Origin of the sequence: Pseudomonas sp. H9 (genome assembly GCF_004353925.1) — a bacterium.
Lineage (GTDB): Bacteria > Pseudomonadota > Gammaproteobacteria > Pseudomonadales > Pseudomonadaceae > Aquipseudomonas.
On record NZ_SMOK01000002.1, the window covers coordinates 43,751 to 59,725 of the forward strand.

Sequence of the window (15,975 nt, forward strand, 5' to 3'; positions counted from 1 at the left end):
TCGGGTTCCGGCTCACACGACCATGAACAGCACAGCAATGAAGATGCTGGCCGCCGAGAAGGTCATGGTCCGGGAGGACCAGGTGTTGAACCATTGTTGAAAGCTGGCGAGGTCGCGTTTGAGTGCAGTGGGCTGGCGGGTCCAGGACTGCTTGTCGAGGCGGAAGAACACGTAGATCTTCATGATCGCGCCGACGATCTGGTTGTAATAAAGAATTAGCGGGTAGGCCGGGCCAATGTTGTGCCCCGAGCACAGCAGCATGAAGGTCAGGATCAGGCGGGTGATGCCGATCCACAGCAGGTACACCAGCAGGAAGCCGAGGCCGAATTTCAGGCTCGCGATCACCGCCACGGTCAGGCCCAGCAGGCTGGTCCACATCGACACGCGCTGGTCGAACAACACCACGCTGGTGAACAGCCCCAAGCGACGAATACCCAGGCCCAAGGCCCGCGAGTTCTGCCGCAGGTTGTTGCCGTACCAGCGGTACATCAGCTTGCGGCTGGCTTTGATGAAGCTTTTTTCCGGCGGGTGCTCGACCGTATTGATCGCCGCATCGGGCACGTAGAAGGTGTCGTAGCCCAGGCGCATCAGGCTGAACCAGCTCGACTTGTCGTCGCCGGTGAGGAACTTGAAACGCCCCAGGCGCCAGTGCTGCAGCGAGTCGTTCTCGACGTCGGCAATGAACTCGGGGTTGGTGACCACGGCGGCGCGGAACACCGACATGCGCCCGGTCATGGTCAGCACGCGCTTGGACAGTGCCATCGAGCACATGTTGATGTGGCGTTGGGCGAAGCGCAGCTTGTGCCATTCGCTCATGATGTAGCCGCCACGTACTTCGCAGAATTCGTTGGTGGTCAGGCCGCCGACGTTGGCGAACAGCTTGAACCAAGGCACGGTCTTGCGTACCACGCCTTCACCGAGCACGGTGTCACCGTCGATCACCGCGACTACGGCGTTCTCATCCGGCAAGTGGCGGGAGATGGCGCGGAAACCATAAGCCAGGCCGTCACGCTTGCCGGTACCGGCGATACGCACGAAGTCCAGGGTGACGCGGTCTGGCGGATTGAATTTTTCCCAAAGGCTTTTCACCAGCAACTCGTCGGACATTTCCACCAACGAGCAGACCACGGTGGTTGGGTAACCGCAGTCGATGGCCTCACGGATTACCGAGCTGTAAACCTGAGCGGTGGTCAGTGCGTCGATACGAAAACTGGTGACCATCAGATAAACATGGGACGGATCGGCGGCGCTGCCCAGCTTGCGCACTTTGCGGCGCAGCATCGGGTAGACCACGTAGAGGAACAGCATGCCGCGCACGAAGTGGGTGGCACCCATGGAGTAACGCCAAATACCGACCGCGCCGACGAGGAAAATGAAATCCTTCGATTCGGGGTCGAAAATGGAGTTGGGCAAGGCCAGGGCGATCAGCATGAGCAGGCTCACGTAGAACAGCCAACCGGCGACCTGCAGCAGGCCGTGCTTGAGCCTTTGCATGTTGTGCATCCGTATCCAGGGAATAGAGTCAGGGGTGTGCAGGGCCCGAAGGCCCTGCGCAATCTGCCGGGTTACCAGCAGATCCCTTCGGTGCGGGTGGTCGGGGAGCTGGTTTTGCTCATGAAACCGACCAGGTCGATGACCTGCTTGCCTTCAGGTGCCTGCTGAGCCAGGGCGCGGAACTTCTCGTCGCGGTTGCCCAGTACGATCACGTCGGCGTGGTGGATGACCTGATCGAAGTCGGCGTTGAGCAGCGACGACACGTGAGGGATCTTCGACTCGATGTAGTCTTTGTTCGCCCCATGCACACGGGCGTACTCAACGTTGCTGTCGTAGATGTTCAGCTCGTAGCCTTTGCCGATCAGGCGCTCGGCCAGTTCTACCAGCGGGCTTTCACGCAAGTCGTCGGTGCCGGCCTTGAAGCTCAGGCCGAGCAGGGCGACTTTGCGCTTGTCGTGGCTTTCGATGATGTCGAAGGCGTTTTGCACCTGCGATTCGTTGCTGGTCATCAGCGAGTTGAGCAGCGGCGCCCGTACATCCAGGCTGCTGGCCCGATAGGTCAGGGCGCGTACGTCTTTGGGCAGGCACGAGCCGCCGAAGGCAAAGCCTGGGCGCATGTAGTACTGCGACAGGTTGAGGGTTTTGTCCTGGCAGACTACGTCCATCACTTCGCGGCCATCGACACCAACGGCTTTGGCGATGTTGCCGATCTCGTTGGCGAAGGTCACTTTCGCAGCGTGCCAGACGTTACAGGTGTACTTGATCATCTCGGCCACTTCGATGGCTTTGCGGATGATCGGTGCATCGAGTTCTTCGTACAGGGCCTGCAGAACGTCGCCGCTGGCTTTGTCCAGTTCACCGATGACGGTCATCGGTGGCTGGTCGTAGTCATTGATCGCGGTGCTTTCACGCAGGAATTCCGGGTTGACCGCAACGCCGAAATCGACACCGGCCTTTTTCCCCGAGCAGTCTTCCAGAATCGGGATCACCACGTTTTTCACGGTGCCTGGCAGCACGGTGCTGCGCACCACGATGGTGTGGCGGCTGGATTTTTCACGCAACACATAACCGATTTCACGGCACACCGATTCGATGTATTCCAGGCCCAGGTCACCGTTCTTTTTGCTCGGCGTACCCACGCAGATCATCGACAGCTCGCTGTCACGGATGGCCGCGGCAAAATCAGTGGTGCCACGCAGGCGGCCGGTGTTGATGCCTTGCTGCAACAGTGCTTCAAGCCCGGGTTCGACAATTGGCGATTTGCCCTGGTTGATCAGGTCGATCTTGGTCTTGGAAACATCCACGCCAATCACTTCATGACCCCGTGCGGACAGGCAGCCAGCACAGACTGCACCTACATAACCCAAACCAAAGATGCTGATACGCATCGCTATCACCTCATGTGTTTATCATGCCGGCTCAACTAACAGAGCCAGACCGGGTTGATTAACCAGCAATTTACGGGCGAGCGAAGTTGTGGCAAAAAGATGTCACTTCATCGTTCGCAGGCATATAAATAGGGAGTGCAAAGGTAGTTCGCACTCAAAGTTGGCAACCAATGGCCAAAGTAATGGACGTGCCCTGAAATGCAGCCGTCTTTATTGCAGTTCGGCGCTCCGAGACTGCAGTGCTTGTTCTTTCAAGTGAATTAAATCCTTTGAAATCAACCACTAGGACGATTTGTAGGGCGCGGATCTCCTGGTCTTGATCGAAAGCGCAGATATCGGCTTTCGCGTTTTAATTGTTGTGATGCTCACCGATAGTGCATCGACAACTGTTTTGTAAGTCATCTCTCACACCCAGTGCGAGAATCGTTACGGGTGGTATGAGCGATGCGCGAGGGGATAAGTTCCAGAGGGGGTTCGCTGAAAATGAAAGTTTTCTAACTATTTCTTCAAGTGCCATTACTTCCACTTTGATAGCACTTGTTGGTTTCGTCCCTGTATATAAAGGACGAACGCGGGGCGGGATGTTTTTTTGCCAGTACTGAAATTATTTTTCGTTTTTTTTCAAAATAATTGAATTTCGGCGCCGATAAATTGGCGTCATTATCGTGACATGCCATCGGTAGGAGCGGGCTTGCCCCGCGATTGCAGTTTGTCTGTCACATCGCCTCGCGGGGCAAGCCCGCTCCTACCTGTCACGAAATGTTCCGACGGTGTCGTCCGATGAGACGCACCCCCGAATCCTGCAGCTTACAGTCCAGTCAACGTTATCGCCGTAGTGCACCCAAAACGCTGATTGGAGAAAAAAAGCATGGCCCGCGTTGTACGATTTTACGAAACCGGTGGTCCTGAGGTTCTGCGCTTTGAACAAGTCGAAGTCGGCGATCCCGGCCCAGGCGAAGTGCGCCTGCGCCACGTCGCGGTCGGCCTGAACTACGCCGACACCTACTTTCGCAATGGCACCTACCCGATCCCGATGCCCAATGGCATCGGCGTTGAAGCGGCCGGTGTGGTGGAGGCCGTAGGTGAAGGTGTCAGCAATGTGCAGATTGGGGATCGGGTTACCTACACCGGTTTTACCAATACCCTCGGCGCCTACAGCACCGAGCGCCTGATCCCGGCCGAACCCTTGATCAAGCTGCCGGAAGACATTTCCTTCGAGACCGCCGCAGCCATGACCATGCGCGGGCTGACCTCGGCATACCTGATGCGCCGGATCTACGACTTCAAGGCTGGTGACAGCATCCTTCTGCACGCCGCTGCCGGTGGCGTCGGATTGATTGTTTCGCAGTGGGCCAAGCTTCAAGGCCTGAAGGTCATCGGCACGGTGTCCAGTGAGGCCAAGGCCGAACTTGCCCGCGCGCATGGTTGTGATCATGTGATCAATTACAGCCACGAAGACGTCGCCGGACGTGTGCGTGAATTGACCGACGGTGTCGGCGTCAATGTGGTGTTCGATAGCGTCGGCAAGACCACCTTCGAAGGCTCGCTCAATTCCCTCAAGCGGCGCGGCCTGATGGTCTGCGTCGGCACTGCATCGGGGCCGATTGCACCATTCAACCCAGCACAGCTGGCGGTAAAAGGCTCGCTGTTCGTGACGCGTCCGGCCCTGGCGGACTACATCGCCGACCCGGCAGAAAAGGCCGACCTGGCGGGCGAAATATTCGGCCTGGTCGGCAGCGGCAAGATCAAGATCGAGATCAACCAGCACTACTGCCTGGAAGACGCAGTGCAGGCGCACCGCGATCTGGAGGCGCGTAAAACCACAGGCTCTTCGATCTTCGTCATCTAGTGAGGTCTGCTGCTATGCAAGTGGAACAACTGACCTGCAGCATTGGTGCTGAGCTGACCGGGGTAAACCTGGCCGATGCTGTGCATGATGACGGCTTGTTTGCCGAAATTCGCGCACAATTGCTTAAGCATCGAGTGCTTTTTCTCCGCGATCAGGACATCACCCGCGCCGAGCATGTGGCCTTCGCCCAGCGCTTCGGCGAACTGGAAGATCACCCGGTGGTCGGCAGTCACCCGGACTATCCAGGCCTGGTGCAGGTGTACAAAGACCCGCAGAGCCCGGTCGACCGTTATGAGAACTCCTGGCACACCGACGCCACTTGGCGCGAGGCACCGCCCATGGGTTGCGTGCTGCGTTGCCTGGAGTGCCCGCCGGTGGGTGGCGACACCATGTGGGCGAATATGGTCGAGGCCTACAAGCATCTGCCGAATGAAGTGAAAGCCAAAATCGAAGGGCTGCGCGCCCGCCATAGCATCGAAGCGACTTTCGGTGCGGCGATGCCGATCGAAAAGCGCCTGGCGATCAAGGCGCGCTACCCGGATGCCGAGCACCCGGTGGTGCGTACCCATCCGGAAACCGGCGAGCAGGTGCTGTTCGTCAATTCCTTTACCACTCACTTCACCAACTTCCATACCGCCGAGCGAGTGCGCTTTGGCCAGGACTACACCCAGGGTGCCTCCGAGTTGCTGCGCTATCTGGTCAGTCAGGCGCACATCCCGGAGTACCAGGTGCGCTGGCGCTGGAAGCCCAACAGCATTGCGATCTGGGACAACCGCAGCACCCAGCACTACGCCGTCATGGATTACCCGCCTTGCCATCGCAAGATGGAGCGCGCCGGGATCATTGGCGAGAAGACCTACTGAGCCACCTCACCTGATTCCAGGCAATAACAACAAAAGGAGATGAACATGCAGTTTCTCGACGATTCCCTGCACCCGGAAAACATGGAAAAAGTGGTGATTACCGTCGCCCCTTACGCGCCACAGTGGATGCCCGGTGACTTTCCGGAAGATATTCCGCTGACCATGGATGAGCACGTCCAGGCCGCAGTCGACTGCTACGAAGCCGGTGCCACGGTGTTGCACCTGCATGTGCGTGAACTGGATGGCAAAGGCTCCAAGCGCCTGTCCAAGTTCAATGAATTGATCGCCGGTGTACGTGAAGCAGTACCGGACATGATCATCCAGGTTGGCGGTTCGATTTCCTTTGCCCCGGAGGGCGAGGGCGCTGAAGCCCTGTGGTTGTCCGATGACACCCGGCACATGTTGGCGGATCTGACCCCGAAACCGGATCAGGTCACGATTGCCATCAACACCATTCAGATGAACATCACCGAGTTGCTGTACCCCGAAGGTATTGAAGGCACCTCGCTGCTGGAGCCGGCCACCCATGCCGCCTACAGCGAAATGACCGTCCCGGCAGGCCCGGGCTGGGTGGCCGAGCACCTCAAACGCTTGCAGGCGAGCAATATCCAGCCGCACTTCCAGCTGGTCGGTATCCAAGCCTACGAAACCCTTGAGCGTCTGGTGCGCAAGGGCGTCTATAAGGGGCCGTTGAACCTCACCTGGATCGGTATTGGTGGCGGTTTCGATGGACCAAACCCGATGAACCTGATGAACTTCATCAACCGTGTACCGGATCGTTGCACCCTGACGGCCGAATCGCTGCTCAAGAACGTGTTGCCGCTCAACACCATTGCCATGGCCATGGGCCTGCATCCGCGGCTCGGTAATGAAGACACCATTATCGATCAGCACGGCAAGCGCTTCTCGTCGGTAGAGCAAGTCAAGCAAACGGTACGCATTGCCCATGAGCTGGGGCGTGAAATCGCCACCGGTAAAGAGGCGCGCGACATTTACCGTATCGGTGTGCAGTACGACACCATCGAACAAACCCTGTTGGCCAACGGCATGGCGCCGAACCGCAAACAAGGTCAGAAGGGCGTACCACAACGCGGTTGATTCAAGGGGCAGGGCATCGAAAGTGCTCTGCCCCCGCTCCATGCAGGCGTGTGCAAGACCAGAACAATAACAAAACAGGTGCCCGACACCGAGGAGGCAGCATGGCGTTTCATCCCAGCTCCGTGGCCGATGAAATTGATACTTCGATTGGCATTCCACGGCGCTACGCCTGGATTGTGTTTGTGCTGACCTTCGGCTTGCTGATTTCCGATTACATGTCACGGCAGGTACTTAATGCCGTGTTCCCGATTCTCAAGAGTGAGTGGACGCTGGGCGACGGTCAGCTCGGCTTGCTCAGCGGTATTGTGGCCCTGATGGTGGGCCTGCTGACCATTCCTCTGTCGATGCTTGCCGACCGCTTTGGGCGGGTAAAAAGCCTGACTCTGATGGCGTTGCTCTGGAGCCTGGCCACCCTGGGCTGCGCCCTGGCCGAAAATTACCAGGAGATGTTGGTTGCCCGCTTCATGGTCGGGGTTGGTGAGGCTGCCTATGGCAGTGTCGGCATTGCCGTGGTGGTGTCGGTGTTTCCCAAAAGCATGCGTGCAACGCTCGCCAGTGCGTTTATGGCCGGTGCCATGTTGGGCTCGGTTCTGGGCATTTCCATCGGTGGTGCGATTGCCGTGAAGCTCGGCTGGCGCTGGTCGTTCGCCAGCATGGCGTTGTTTGGCCTGGTGCTGGCGGCGCTGTTCCCGCTGATCGTCAAGGAAGCGAAAATTGCCCCGCAGCGCCTTGCCGCGCTCGGGAGCAAAGCAGAAGCCGTGGCCGGGCGCCCGCTGCGTACTCTGTACGGCACCCGCTCAGTGATCGCCGCTTACGTCGCCAGCGGCCTGCAGACCTTTGTTGCTGGCAGCATGATTGTGTGGATGCCCAGTTACTTCAACCGCTACTACGGCATGGGCGAGGGCCAGGCCGGTGTGCTGGCTGGTGTCATGGTACTGTGCTGCGGTGGTGGGGCGGTACTGTGCGGCATGCTCAGTGATCGCATGAGCCGACAATCGCCGCTGCGTAAAATCGAGATGTGCATGGTGTTCTGCCTGGGCAGTTGCCTGTTGATGTCGCTGGCCTTGATCCAGTCGGTGGGCCCGTTGCAATTGACCCTGATCGGCCTGGCGATGCTCATGGTGACGGGGGTCAACGGCCCGACCATTGCCACGATTGCCAACCTGACCCACTACAAAGTGCATGCGACTGCGTTCGCGGCGCTGACACTGGTCAACAACCTGCTCGGCCTGGCGCCGGGGCCTTTCGTCACCGGCAAAGTATCGGACCTGCTCGGCCTGCACAGCGCCTTTCAGCTGGTACCGCTGATGAGCATCGCAGCGGCAGCGGTGTTCTTCTACATCCGTAGCCACTACCTCGATGACATTGCCCGTGTGCAAGGGCAAGTGGTCGTGCAGGCACCGACCAAAGCTGCGATGGAGGTATCGTCGTGACCGAGGCTTCGCGTGTTCACGGCATGCCGCGGCGCCTTGCCGTCCCCCCCGAGAAAGTGCCGTCGGAGGGCAGGCGCGCGCTGTTCGAATGTGAAGATAAGAGCCTGGCGCTGTTCAATGTCGCTGGCCAGCTCTACGCCATCGACGACAGTTGCCCGCATCAGGGCGCCTCGCTGTGCGGCGGTAAACTGGAAGGGCGTGTGATCCAGTGCTGCGCCCACGGCCTGCGCTTCGACCTGGCCAGCGGTTACTTGCTTAATTCAAACAGTGTGAAGGTCGCCAGTTACCCGGTTGAAGTCCTCGACGGTCAGGTGTTCATCGTCACTGCTGCCGAGGAGCCCGTGGTATGAGTGCCATTGCGCTGGCCTGCGTGCATAGCCGCGTGCAGGAACGGCTGCCGGGTGTGGTCGTGTGTCTGATTGTGGGGGCTGCGGCAAGCTTTCTGTCTGAGCACTACGGTGCGCCGGTCATGTTGTTCGCGCTGCTGCTGGGCATGGCACTGAACTTTCTCGCGGCCGATGGTAAATGCAAGGTCGGGATCGAGTTCACCGCACGGACCGTGTTACGCCTCGGTGTGGCCTTGTTGGGGATGCGCATCACCCTTGAACAGATCGCCGCTTTGGGCTGGAAACCGGCGGCACTGGTGGTGATCTCGGTGGTGGTCACCATCTGCGTGTCGATGGTGGCGGCCAAGGCCATGGGCTTTCAGCGCTTGTTCGGCATGCTGACCGGTGGTGCTACGGCGATTTGCGGTGCTTCTGCGGCGTTAGCACTGGCGGCGTCTTTTCCCCAGCATCCGCAGAAGGAGCGCGCCACGCTGTTTACCGTGATTGGAGTGTCGGCGCTCTCGACCCTGGCCATGATTACCTACCCGATGCTGGCCAACTGGCTGGAGCTGGACCCGACAATGGCAGGGGTGTTCCTCGGGGCCACCATCCACGACGTGGCTCAGGTGGTGGGAGCGGGCTACAGCCTGTCGACGGAAACCGGCGATACCGCCACGGTGGTCAAGTTGATGCGTGTGGCCATGCTGGTGCCGGTGATTGTCTGTGCGGCGATGATTGCCCGCAGCCAGGGCGCCGACCCTACTGGAAAACGCCCGCCGTTGTTGCCGTGGTTCGCGGTGGCGTTTCTGCTGCTGGCGTGTCTTAACAGCACCGGCTGGGTTGCCCCGGTTGTGCAGGGGCTCACCAATGACCTGTCGCGTTGGTGCCTGGTGATTGCCATCAGCGCCCTGGGCATGAAGACCCAGCTCAAGGAACTGGCCTCTGTAGGGATTAAACCAATCCTGTTGATGGTGGGGGAGACAGTATTTCTGGTCGCTCTGGTGCTGCTCCTGATGCACGCCTGGTAGGAGCGGGCTTGCCCCGCGGTTGCGGTTTGTCTGTCACATCGCATCGCGGGGCAAGCCCGCTCCTACCGGGGGTTAGTTGTCTTTGCGTGGCACGATGTTGTGCGCGCTGCGCCAGGCCGCTGGCGGCATGTTGAATTGAGATACAAACCACCGAGTGAACGAGTTGGGCATGGAGTAGCCGAGCATGTCGGCGACCCGCCCCAGTGAGTTGCCGGGGTTTTCCAGGTAGCGAATCACCAGATCGCGACGCACGCTGTTGATCAACTCACTGAAGCTGACCCCTTCTTCGTCCAGACGGCGCTGCAGGGTACGCACGTTCATGCCCTGGCTCTGGGCGATCTGCGCAATGGTCGCGCGCCCCATGGGCAGCAGCAGATAAATCGATTTGCGCACGTCGGTTGCCACCGAGCGGTCATTTCTGCCGAGCATCGAATCCATGTAGCGCTGTGCGTGGCGTGCCATGGCCGCATTGGCCAGCGGGTTGACGCTGTCGAGGTTGGCAGCAGGGCAGACGATGCCGTTGAACTCGCAGTTGAACTCCACCTTGCAGCCGAAGATGCGCCGGTGAACCGAGAGGTCTGTCGGGGCATCGTGAGAGAAGCAGACTTTGGTCGGTTGCCAGTGGCCGCCGAGCATCGCAGCGCAGAAGCGGTGCATCACGGCAATGGCCAACTCGATGGACTGGCGATTATTGGTGCCCATGTCGGTCACCAGCTCTTCGCGAATGATCACCGTGTTGCCAGCTTCTTCAATGTAGATCGCCAGTGACTCGTTGATCACTTGTCGATATCGCACGATCACATCCAGTGCGTCGCGAAGCGTGTTCTGGTGGCTGAGCAGCAGGCTTACCTCACCAAAATCCGCCAATTGACGCAGCTCTGCCATGCGCAGGCCGATGGATTCACAGCCACTCAAACGTGCCGATTTTTCCAGCAGGATGATGCTGGCAGTGGCCGGGATGCGTTGCGCCGGATCGCTCAGCAGCGCAGGGCTCAAACCTACTTCGGCTAACAGGGTGACCGCATTCAACCGCAGATGATGGGCCACATCCATGTAGTTGGTCAGTACAGCGGTTCGTGCTTGAACGGGCATGTCGTGCATACCTTCTATTTAGTGACAAATGAGATATCGCTACCGCAATCGCCTGTCAGTTATAGAGGCTTGATCGCTAAATGGAAAGTATCAACTTTGTCCGGTAGGAGCGGGCTTGCCCCGCGATGCGATGTGACAGACAAACCACAATCGCGGGGCAAGCCCGCTCCTACCAGGTGGTGCCACGGCCATTGTCATCAAAAGGGAAGCGGCTGACGTTAAATGTAACCCGTTCAGACAAGGCGAATTTTACTGTGCTGCTGACAGGGTCCGAATCATTCAAGGACCACTCGATCCATGACGCACAGGAAAAAAGGACGATGAGCGACACCACGGTTTTAATCGTTCCAGGCTTGCGTGATCACGTGCCGGAACACTGGCAAACGCTGCTGCAAGACAAGTTGCCGAAGGCTCGCTCGGTGCCTCCGTTGGAGCACAACAAACTCAGCCTGGTAGCCCGCACCGATGCTATCCAGCGCGAGCTGGAGCAAATCGCCGGCCCGGTGATTCTGGTGGCCCACAGCGCTGGTGTGTTGATGGTGGTGCACTGGGCCGCTCGCCATGACTACCCGATCAAAGGCGCCTTGCTGGTTACGCCGCCAGACCTTGAAACCCCTTGGCCGGCCAATTATCCGACCCCGGAAAGCCTGCGTGCCAACGGCTGGGATCCGCTGCCCGAAGGCCCGCTGCCGTTCCCGTCAATCGTCGCGGCCAGTAGCAACGACCACCTTGCCAGCCTGGACGCGGTGACCCACATGGCCCGTGGCTGGGGCAGTGCCCTGATCAACCTCGGTGCTGTCGGCCATCTCAACCCTGCCGCTGGCTACGGCGAATGGCCACAGGCTGAAACCTTGATCCGTACGCTGGATCGCTAGGCACAACAGCAGACCAGCCCAGACCGCAGGAAACCCGCATCACCTCAAGAACCTGATGCACGCCGTTGTTTGAACCAAAAACAAAAAAAACAAAACACGGAGACAGCGCAATGTTCAGCACCACAGAGAAAATCCCTCCACGTCGCAACCTGCTGGCGACCACCCTGGCACTCGCCTGCCTACCAGCCCACGCCTTTGAACTGACCGATGGCAGCAGCGACTGGAGCGTGCGTTTCGATAACACTCTCAAGGCCAGTTACGGTCAGCGGGTGGAAAGTCAGAATGCCAAGATCGCCAACGCTGCCAACTACAACGATGGCGACAACAACTTCAGCGTCGGCAGTGCCGTGACTCAACGGCTCGACCTGCTGACTGAGCTTGATGTGGTGTACCAGCGCAAGATGGGGTTTCGCGTCAGTGCCGCCAGTTGGTACGACCATGCCTATGACAATGTCGGTTCCAACTCCAACCCGTTTCCAGGGCAAGAGGGCAACGCCGGTAACCTGGTAGCCGCGCGGCCCTCCGGATCGATTCAGCCGGGCGACTCACTCAATGGTCGTGTTGCGAGCACGCATGGGCTGAGCAATTACACCGACCGTTATTACAACGGCCCCTCGGGAGAAATTCTCGATGCGTTCGTGTTCTACAGCACCGAGGTCGGCGAAGAATCGATGTTCAGCGCCAAGCTCGGCCGCCACAACATGTTCTGGGGCGAGACGTTGTTCAACGCGGCCAATGGCATCAACTACGGTCAGTCGGCCCTGGACCTGGCCAAGCTGTACAACGTGCCGGGCACCGAAACCAAGGAACTGTTTCTGCCGCGCAGTCAGTTGTCGCTGTCGTACACCGTCAATCCGGAACTGACCCTCGGTGCGCAGGTCTTCCTGGAGTTTCGCAACACCCGCCTGCCCGAGGGTGGTACCTACATGGGCGGCTACGACATGTTCGGTGAAGGCGGGGATGTGTTCTGGCTGCCGGTACCGACTGCGTTGGGTGGCGCCGGGGCGTATTACGCGACTTCGCGTGGGCACGATCTCAAGCCGCACAATACTGGCGATTTCGGCCTCATGGCCAAGTGGAGCCCGGCCTGGCTGGACGGCACGCTGGGCTTCTACTACCGCAAAACCTCCGACCCGATGCCGGTGGTGCTGATCAATGCACCGAACCTGCAACAGCCCGGCCTGCCAGGGCTGACCGGCGCACAATACCTGGCCGCGTATGCCGATGACATCGATATCTATGGCTTGAGCTTGTCCAAGAGTGTCGGGCCGGTCAGCGTCGGGATGGATGTGAACTACCGCGAGAACATGCCACTGCTGAGCAACTTCACCACCATCAACTCGACACTGGACGCGCAGGCTGACCAAGGCCTGGTCAACGGCAACAACCTGATCGGTGCCATGCCTGGCCGAGGTGATACCGGAACCGCCCGTGGCAAAACCTTGCATGTGGTGCTCAACGGCCTGGTGAGCTTTGGCAATACGCCGCTCTGGGACTCCTCGTCGCTGGCGGTGGAAGGGGCGATGACCCATCTGGTCAGTGTCGACAAGGGCAAGCAGTCGTTCAAAGGCAATTCCAGTTACAACGGCGTCGATAAAGTCGACACCAATGCCTATTCCATCGCGGTGAACTTCACCCCGACCTGGTTCCAGGTTTTCCCGAGCATCGATATGTCGATGCCGATGTCCTACAACGTCGGTCTCAAGGGCAACTCGGCGGTGCAGTTGGGCGGTGCCGAAGACGCCGGCAGTTACTCCGTAGGCGTCGCCATGGACGTTTACCAAAAGTACAGATTCGACCTCAAGTACGTGGACTCTTTTGGTCCGTTCAATACCTGTGAAACCGGGTTCGACAACAACACCCCCGGCAGTAGCGGGCAGTACCGCTGTATTCCCGGCCAGATCACTTCGCAAGCCGGCCTGGCGCCGCTGTTGAAAGATCGCGGGATGCTCACCGCCTCATTCAAAACCACCTTCTGATTGACGCTCAGATTACAAAAACAAAGTGGAGAGAATTCACATGAGATTGCTCAATTGCGTGCTGGCCGCTTCTCTGGTGGCTGTTGCTGTAGGTCAGGCTCAGGCTGCGGTATCGGCCCAGGAAGCCGCCAAACTGGGGGCCAGCCTGACCCCGGTAGGCGCTGACATGGCCGCTAATGCCGACGGTTCGATTCCAGCCTACCAAGGTGGGCTGACTACCGCGCCAGCCGGGTTCAAGGCAGGCGACGGCATGCGTCCCGACCCGTTTGCCGACGAGAAGCCGCTGCTGGTGATCGATGGCAAGAACGTTGATCAGTACAAGGGCCAACTGACCGCCACTACGGTGGAGCTTGCCAAGCGCTACCCAACCTATCACCTCAATGTGTACCCGACCCATCGCACCGTTGCCTTGCCGCAGGCGGTGCTGGATAACAGCGTGAAAAATGCCACCGGTACCAAGTCCGTCAATGGCGGTCTGGCCATTGAAAACCTGTTGCCGGGCGTACCGTTCCCGATACCGACCTCAGGTGCCGAGGCCATGTGGAACCACCTGCTGCGCGTCGGCGGTAACCGTAACGTCAAGTACGACTCCTGGAACGTCGACTCGGCGGGTGTGCCGACACTCTCGACCACGGCGCTGTCGTTCTCCAACTACCCGGTTTACGACGACATGTCGAAGCCGTTCAACAGCACCGACGTGTTCTTTCAGATGAAGCTGTACTACACCGGCCCCGCACGCCGTGCGGGTGAGGCGATCATGCTCAAAGACACCGCCAACCCCTTGGTACAGGCGCGCCGCAGTTGGCAGTACTTGCCTGGCCAGCGCCGCGTGAAGCTGGCCCCTGATCTGGCTTACGACACTCCGAACCCAGGCACTGGCGGGGCCGGCACTTATGATGACGTGTTCGTTTTCAACGGTGCTCTGGACCGCTTTGACTGGAAGCTGGTGGGCAAGCAGGAAATGATCATTCCCTACAACACCTACAAGCTGACCTACGCCGTGGACCCGAAAAAGGTGGTGACGCCCAACCATATTTCGCCGGACTTCGTGCGATGGGAGAAGCACCGGGTCTGGGTGGTGGAAGGCACGCTCAAGTCTGGTGCACGGCACATCTATCAGAAACGCCGCATGTACCTGGACGAAGACAGCTGGATCGCTCTGGCCTCTGATCAATATGACTCCAACGGCACGCTCTACCGTGGCTCGTTCGCCTTCCTGAGCCAGAGCTACGACAAGAACATCCCGGATGTCACGCCGTTCATGATCTACGACCTGGTGGGCGGCTCTTACAACATCAACGGTGTTGCTGGCACTTACGGCGGTATCAAGTACATCGAGTCGCTATCGAAGGCGCAGTGGGCGCCTGATGCACTGGCCGCGTCCGGTATCCGCTGAGCGCCCGTTCTGGGTTACCGACTTGGTCACCGGGCAGCCTGTCTCAGGCTGTCCGGTGCCGCTTTTCTGAAAGGTGCGGTATGGAATTCTTGAGAAATTGCGTGCTGGCACTGCTGTGTGCGCTGCTGGCGTTGATTCACAGCGTCGCTCAGGCGGCCGCTTACGTTGATGTGTTGGACCTGCCAGCCAGGCACAGTGCCTTGGCTGCGCACAGCCCGTTGACCGCTATTGCGCGTGCCGGTGATCGCCTGGTCGCGGTTGGCCAACGTGGCCATATTGTTTACTCCGACGATGCCGGCAAGCACTGGCAGCAGGCGAGCGTCCCGGTCAGCAGTGACCTGACGGCGGTGTTTTTCCCTTCGCCTCGGCAGGGCTGGGCCGTCGGCAATGATGGTGTGGTACTGCACAGTAGCGATGCTGGCGTCAGTTGGCGCAAGCAGCTCGACGGTCGGCAGATCGGCGCTTTGCTGGTGGCTCACTATGAAGCGCTGGCCAGCGCCCAGCCGGGCAACGAGCATTGGGCGCAGTGGGTGGCTGAAGGTCAGCGCCTGGTGGCGCAGAGCGCCGACAAACCCTTCCTCGATGTGTGGTTCGCCAACGACCGGCTGGGCTTTGTGGTGGGGGTGTTCAACCTGATTCTGCGCACTGAAGACGGGGGGCAGAGCTGGACGCCCATGCAGGACCGCACCGACAACCCGCAGGCCTTTCACCTCAATGCCATCGCCTCCACTGGCGATGCGTTGTACATCGCCGGTGAGCAAGGGCTGCTGCTCAAGTGGGATGACGCCAGGCAGCGTTTCAAGGCACTGCAGACGCCTTACCAGGGCAGCTACTTTGGCGTCGTCGGCAAACCTGGCGAAGTGCTTGCCTACGGCCTGGCTGGCAACGTGGTGCGCAGCAGCGATGGCGGCCAGCACTGGAGCCCGGTGCCCAGCGGTCTGCCTGTCAGCATCACGGCTGCGCTGCTCGATGCCCAGGGTCAGTACGCGCTGTTCACCCAGGCCGGCCAAGGGCTGATCAGCCAGATGGGGGCTCAGCCCTTGCACTGGTCACAGCGCGAGGGGCTGCCTCCAGTGGCTGATGCCGTCCAGGCTGCCGATGGCTCGCTGGTGGTGGTCGGTAGCCACGGTGCGCAGGCACTGTCGGCCAAGTAA

At 59.5% G+C, this 15,975-nt stretch carries 13 protein-coding genes; 10 read left to right on the forward strand and 3 right to left on the reverse strand.

From position 1 onward, the window contains the following. Positions 1–12 precede the first annotated feature (12 nt). Positions 13–1,503: a mannuronan synthase gene (alg8, locus tag E1573_RS00195; RefSeq protein WP_177494552.1), complete on the reverse strand. Its 1,491-nt coding sequence runs from the start codon at positions 1,501–1,503 to the stop codon at positions 13–15. 62 nt (positions 1,504–1,565) lie between these two features. Further along, positions 1,566–2,882: a GDP-mannose 6-dehydrogenase gene (algD, locus tag E1573_RS00200; protein ID WP_133209427.1), complete on the reverse strand. Its 1,317-nt coding sequence runs from the start codon at positions 2,880–2,882 to the stop codon at positions 1,566–1,568. Positions 2,883–3,750: 868 nt separating this feature from the next. Here algD and E1573_RS00205 point away from each other — a divergent pair. The 6 genes from E1573_RS00205 (at position 3,751) to E1573_RS00230 (ending at position 9,479) form a co-directional block, all read left to right on the forward strand. Then, positions 3,751–4,731 (forward strand): quinone oxidoreductase, encoded by a 981-nt coding sequence (locus E1573_RS00205; protein WP_133209429.1) that lies wholly within the window; start codon positions 3,751–3,753, stop codon positions 4,729–4,731. 14 nt (positions 4,732–4,745) lie between these two features. Continuing rightward, complete coding sequence (locus E1573_RS00210) at positions 4,746–5,594, forward strand: TauD/TfdA family dioxygenase (protein ID WP_133209431.1); 849 nt, start codon at positions 4,746–4,748, stop codon at positions 5,592–5,594. A 45-nt stretch (positions 5,595–5,639) separates the two neighbouring features. Further along, on the forward strand, positions 5,640–6,692 hold the full coding sequence (locus tag E1573_RS00215; RefSeq protein ID WP_133209433.1) for a 3-keto-5-aminohexanoate cleavage protein: 1,053 nt from the start codon (positions 5,640–5,642) through the stop codon (positions 6,690–6,692). Positions 6,693–6,793: 101 nt separating this feature from the next. Beyond that, entirely contained in the window at positions 6,794–8,125 is a 1,332-nt protein-coding gene (locus E1573_RS00220; protein WP_133209435.1) for an MFS transporter, read from the forward strand. A 23-nt stretch (positions 8,126–8,148) separates the two neighbouring features. Beyond that, positions 8,149–8,475, forward strand: a complete 327-nt coding sequence (locus E1573_RS00225) for a Rieske 2Fe-2S domain-containing protein (RefSeq protein ID WP_133209650.1) — start codon at positions 8,149–8,151, stop codon at positions 8,473–8,475. Further along, a complete protein-coding gene (locus E1573_RS00230) occupies positions 8,472–9,479 on the forward strand; it encodes a YeiH family protein (protein WP_133209437.1) in 1,008 nt (335 codons plus the stop codon). The genes E1573_RS00225 and E1573_RS00230 overlap by 4 nt, the downstream gene beginning before the upstream one ends. Before the next feature lie 72 nt (positions 9,480–9,551). Here E1573_RS00230 and E1573_RS00235 read toward each other — a convergent pair whose 3' ends face one another. Next, a complete protein-coding gene (locus tag E1573_RS00235; protein WP_133209439.1) occupies positions 9,552–10,571 on the reverse strand; it encodes an AraC family transcriptional regulator in 1,020 nt (339 codons plus the stop codon). Positions 10,572–10,891: 320 nt separating this feature from the next. Here E1573_RS00235 and E1573_RS00240 point away from each other — a divergent pair, with 320 nt between their 5' ends. The 4 genes from E1573_RS00240 to E1573_RS00255 all read left to right on the forward strand — a co-directional run bounded on the left by E1573_RS00240 (position 10,892) and on the right by E1573_RS00255 (position 15,975). Beyond that, entirely contained in the window at positions 10,892–11,446 is a 555-nt protein-coding gene (locus tag E1573_RS00240) for an alpha/beta hydrolase (RefSeq protein ID WP_133209441.1), read from the forward strand. A gap of 110 nt (positions 11,447–11,556) precedes the next feature. Further along, the gene (locus tag E1573_RS00245) at positions 11,557–13,425 is read left to right on the forward strand and encodes a DUF1302 domain-containing protein (protein WP_133209443.1); all 1,869 of its coding nucleotides are present in this window, start codon (positions 11,557–11,559) and stop codon (positions 13,423–13,425) included. A gap of 40 nt (positions 13,426–13,465) precedes the next feature. Continuing rightward, complete coding sequence (locus E1573_RS00250) at positions 13,466–14,821, forward strand: DUF1329 domain-containing protein (RefSeq protein WP_133209445.1); 1,356 nt, start codon at positions 13,466–13,468, stop codon at positions 14,819–14,821. A gap of 80 nt (positions 14,822–14,901) precedes the next feature. Next, the gene (locus E1573_RS00255) at positions 14,902–15,975 is read left to right on the forward strand and encodes a YCF48-related protein (protein ID WP_133209447.1); all 1,074 of its coding nucleotides are present in this window, start codon (positions 14,902–14,904) and stop codon (positions 15,973–15,975) included.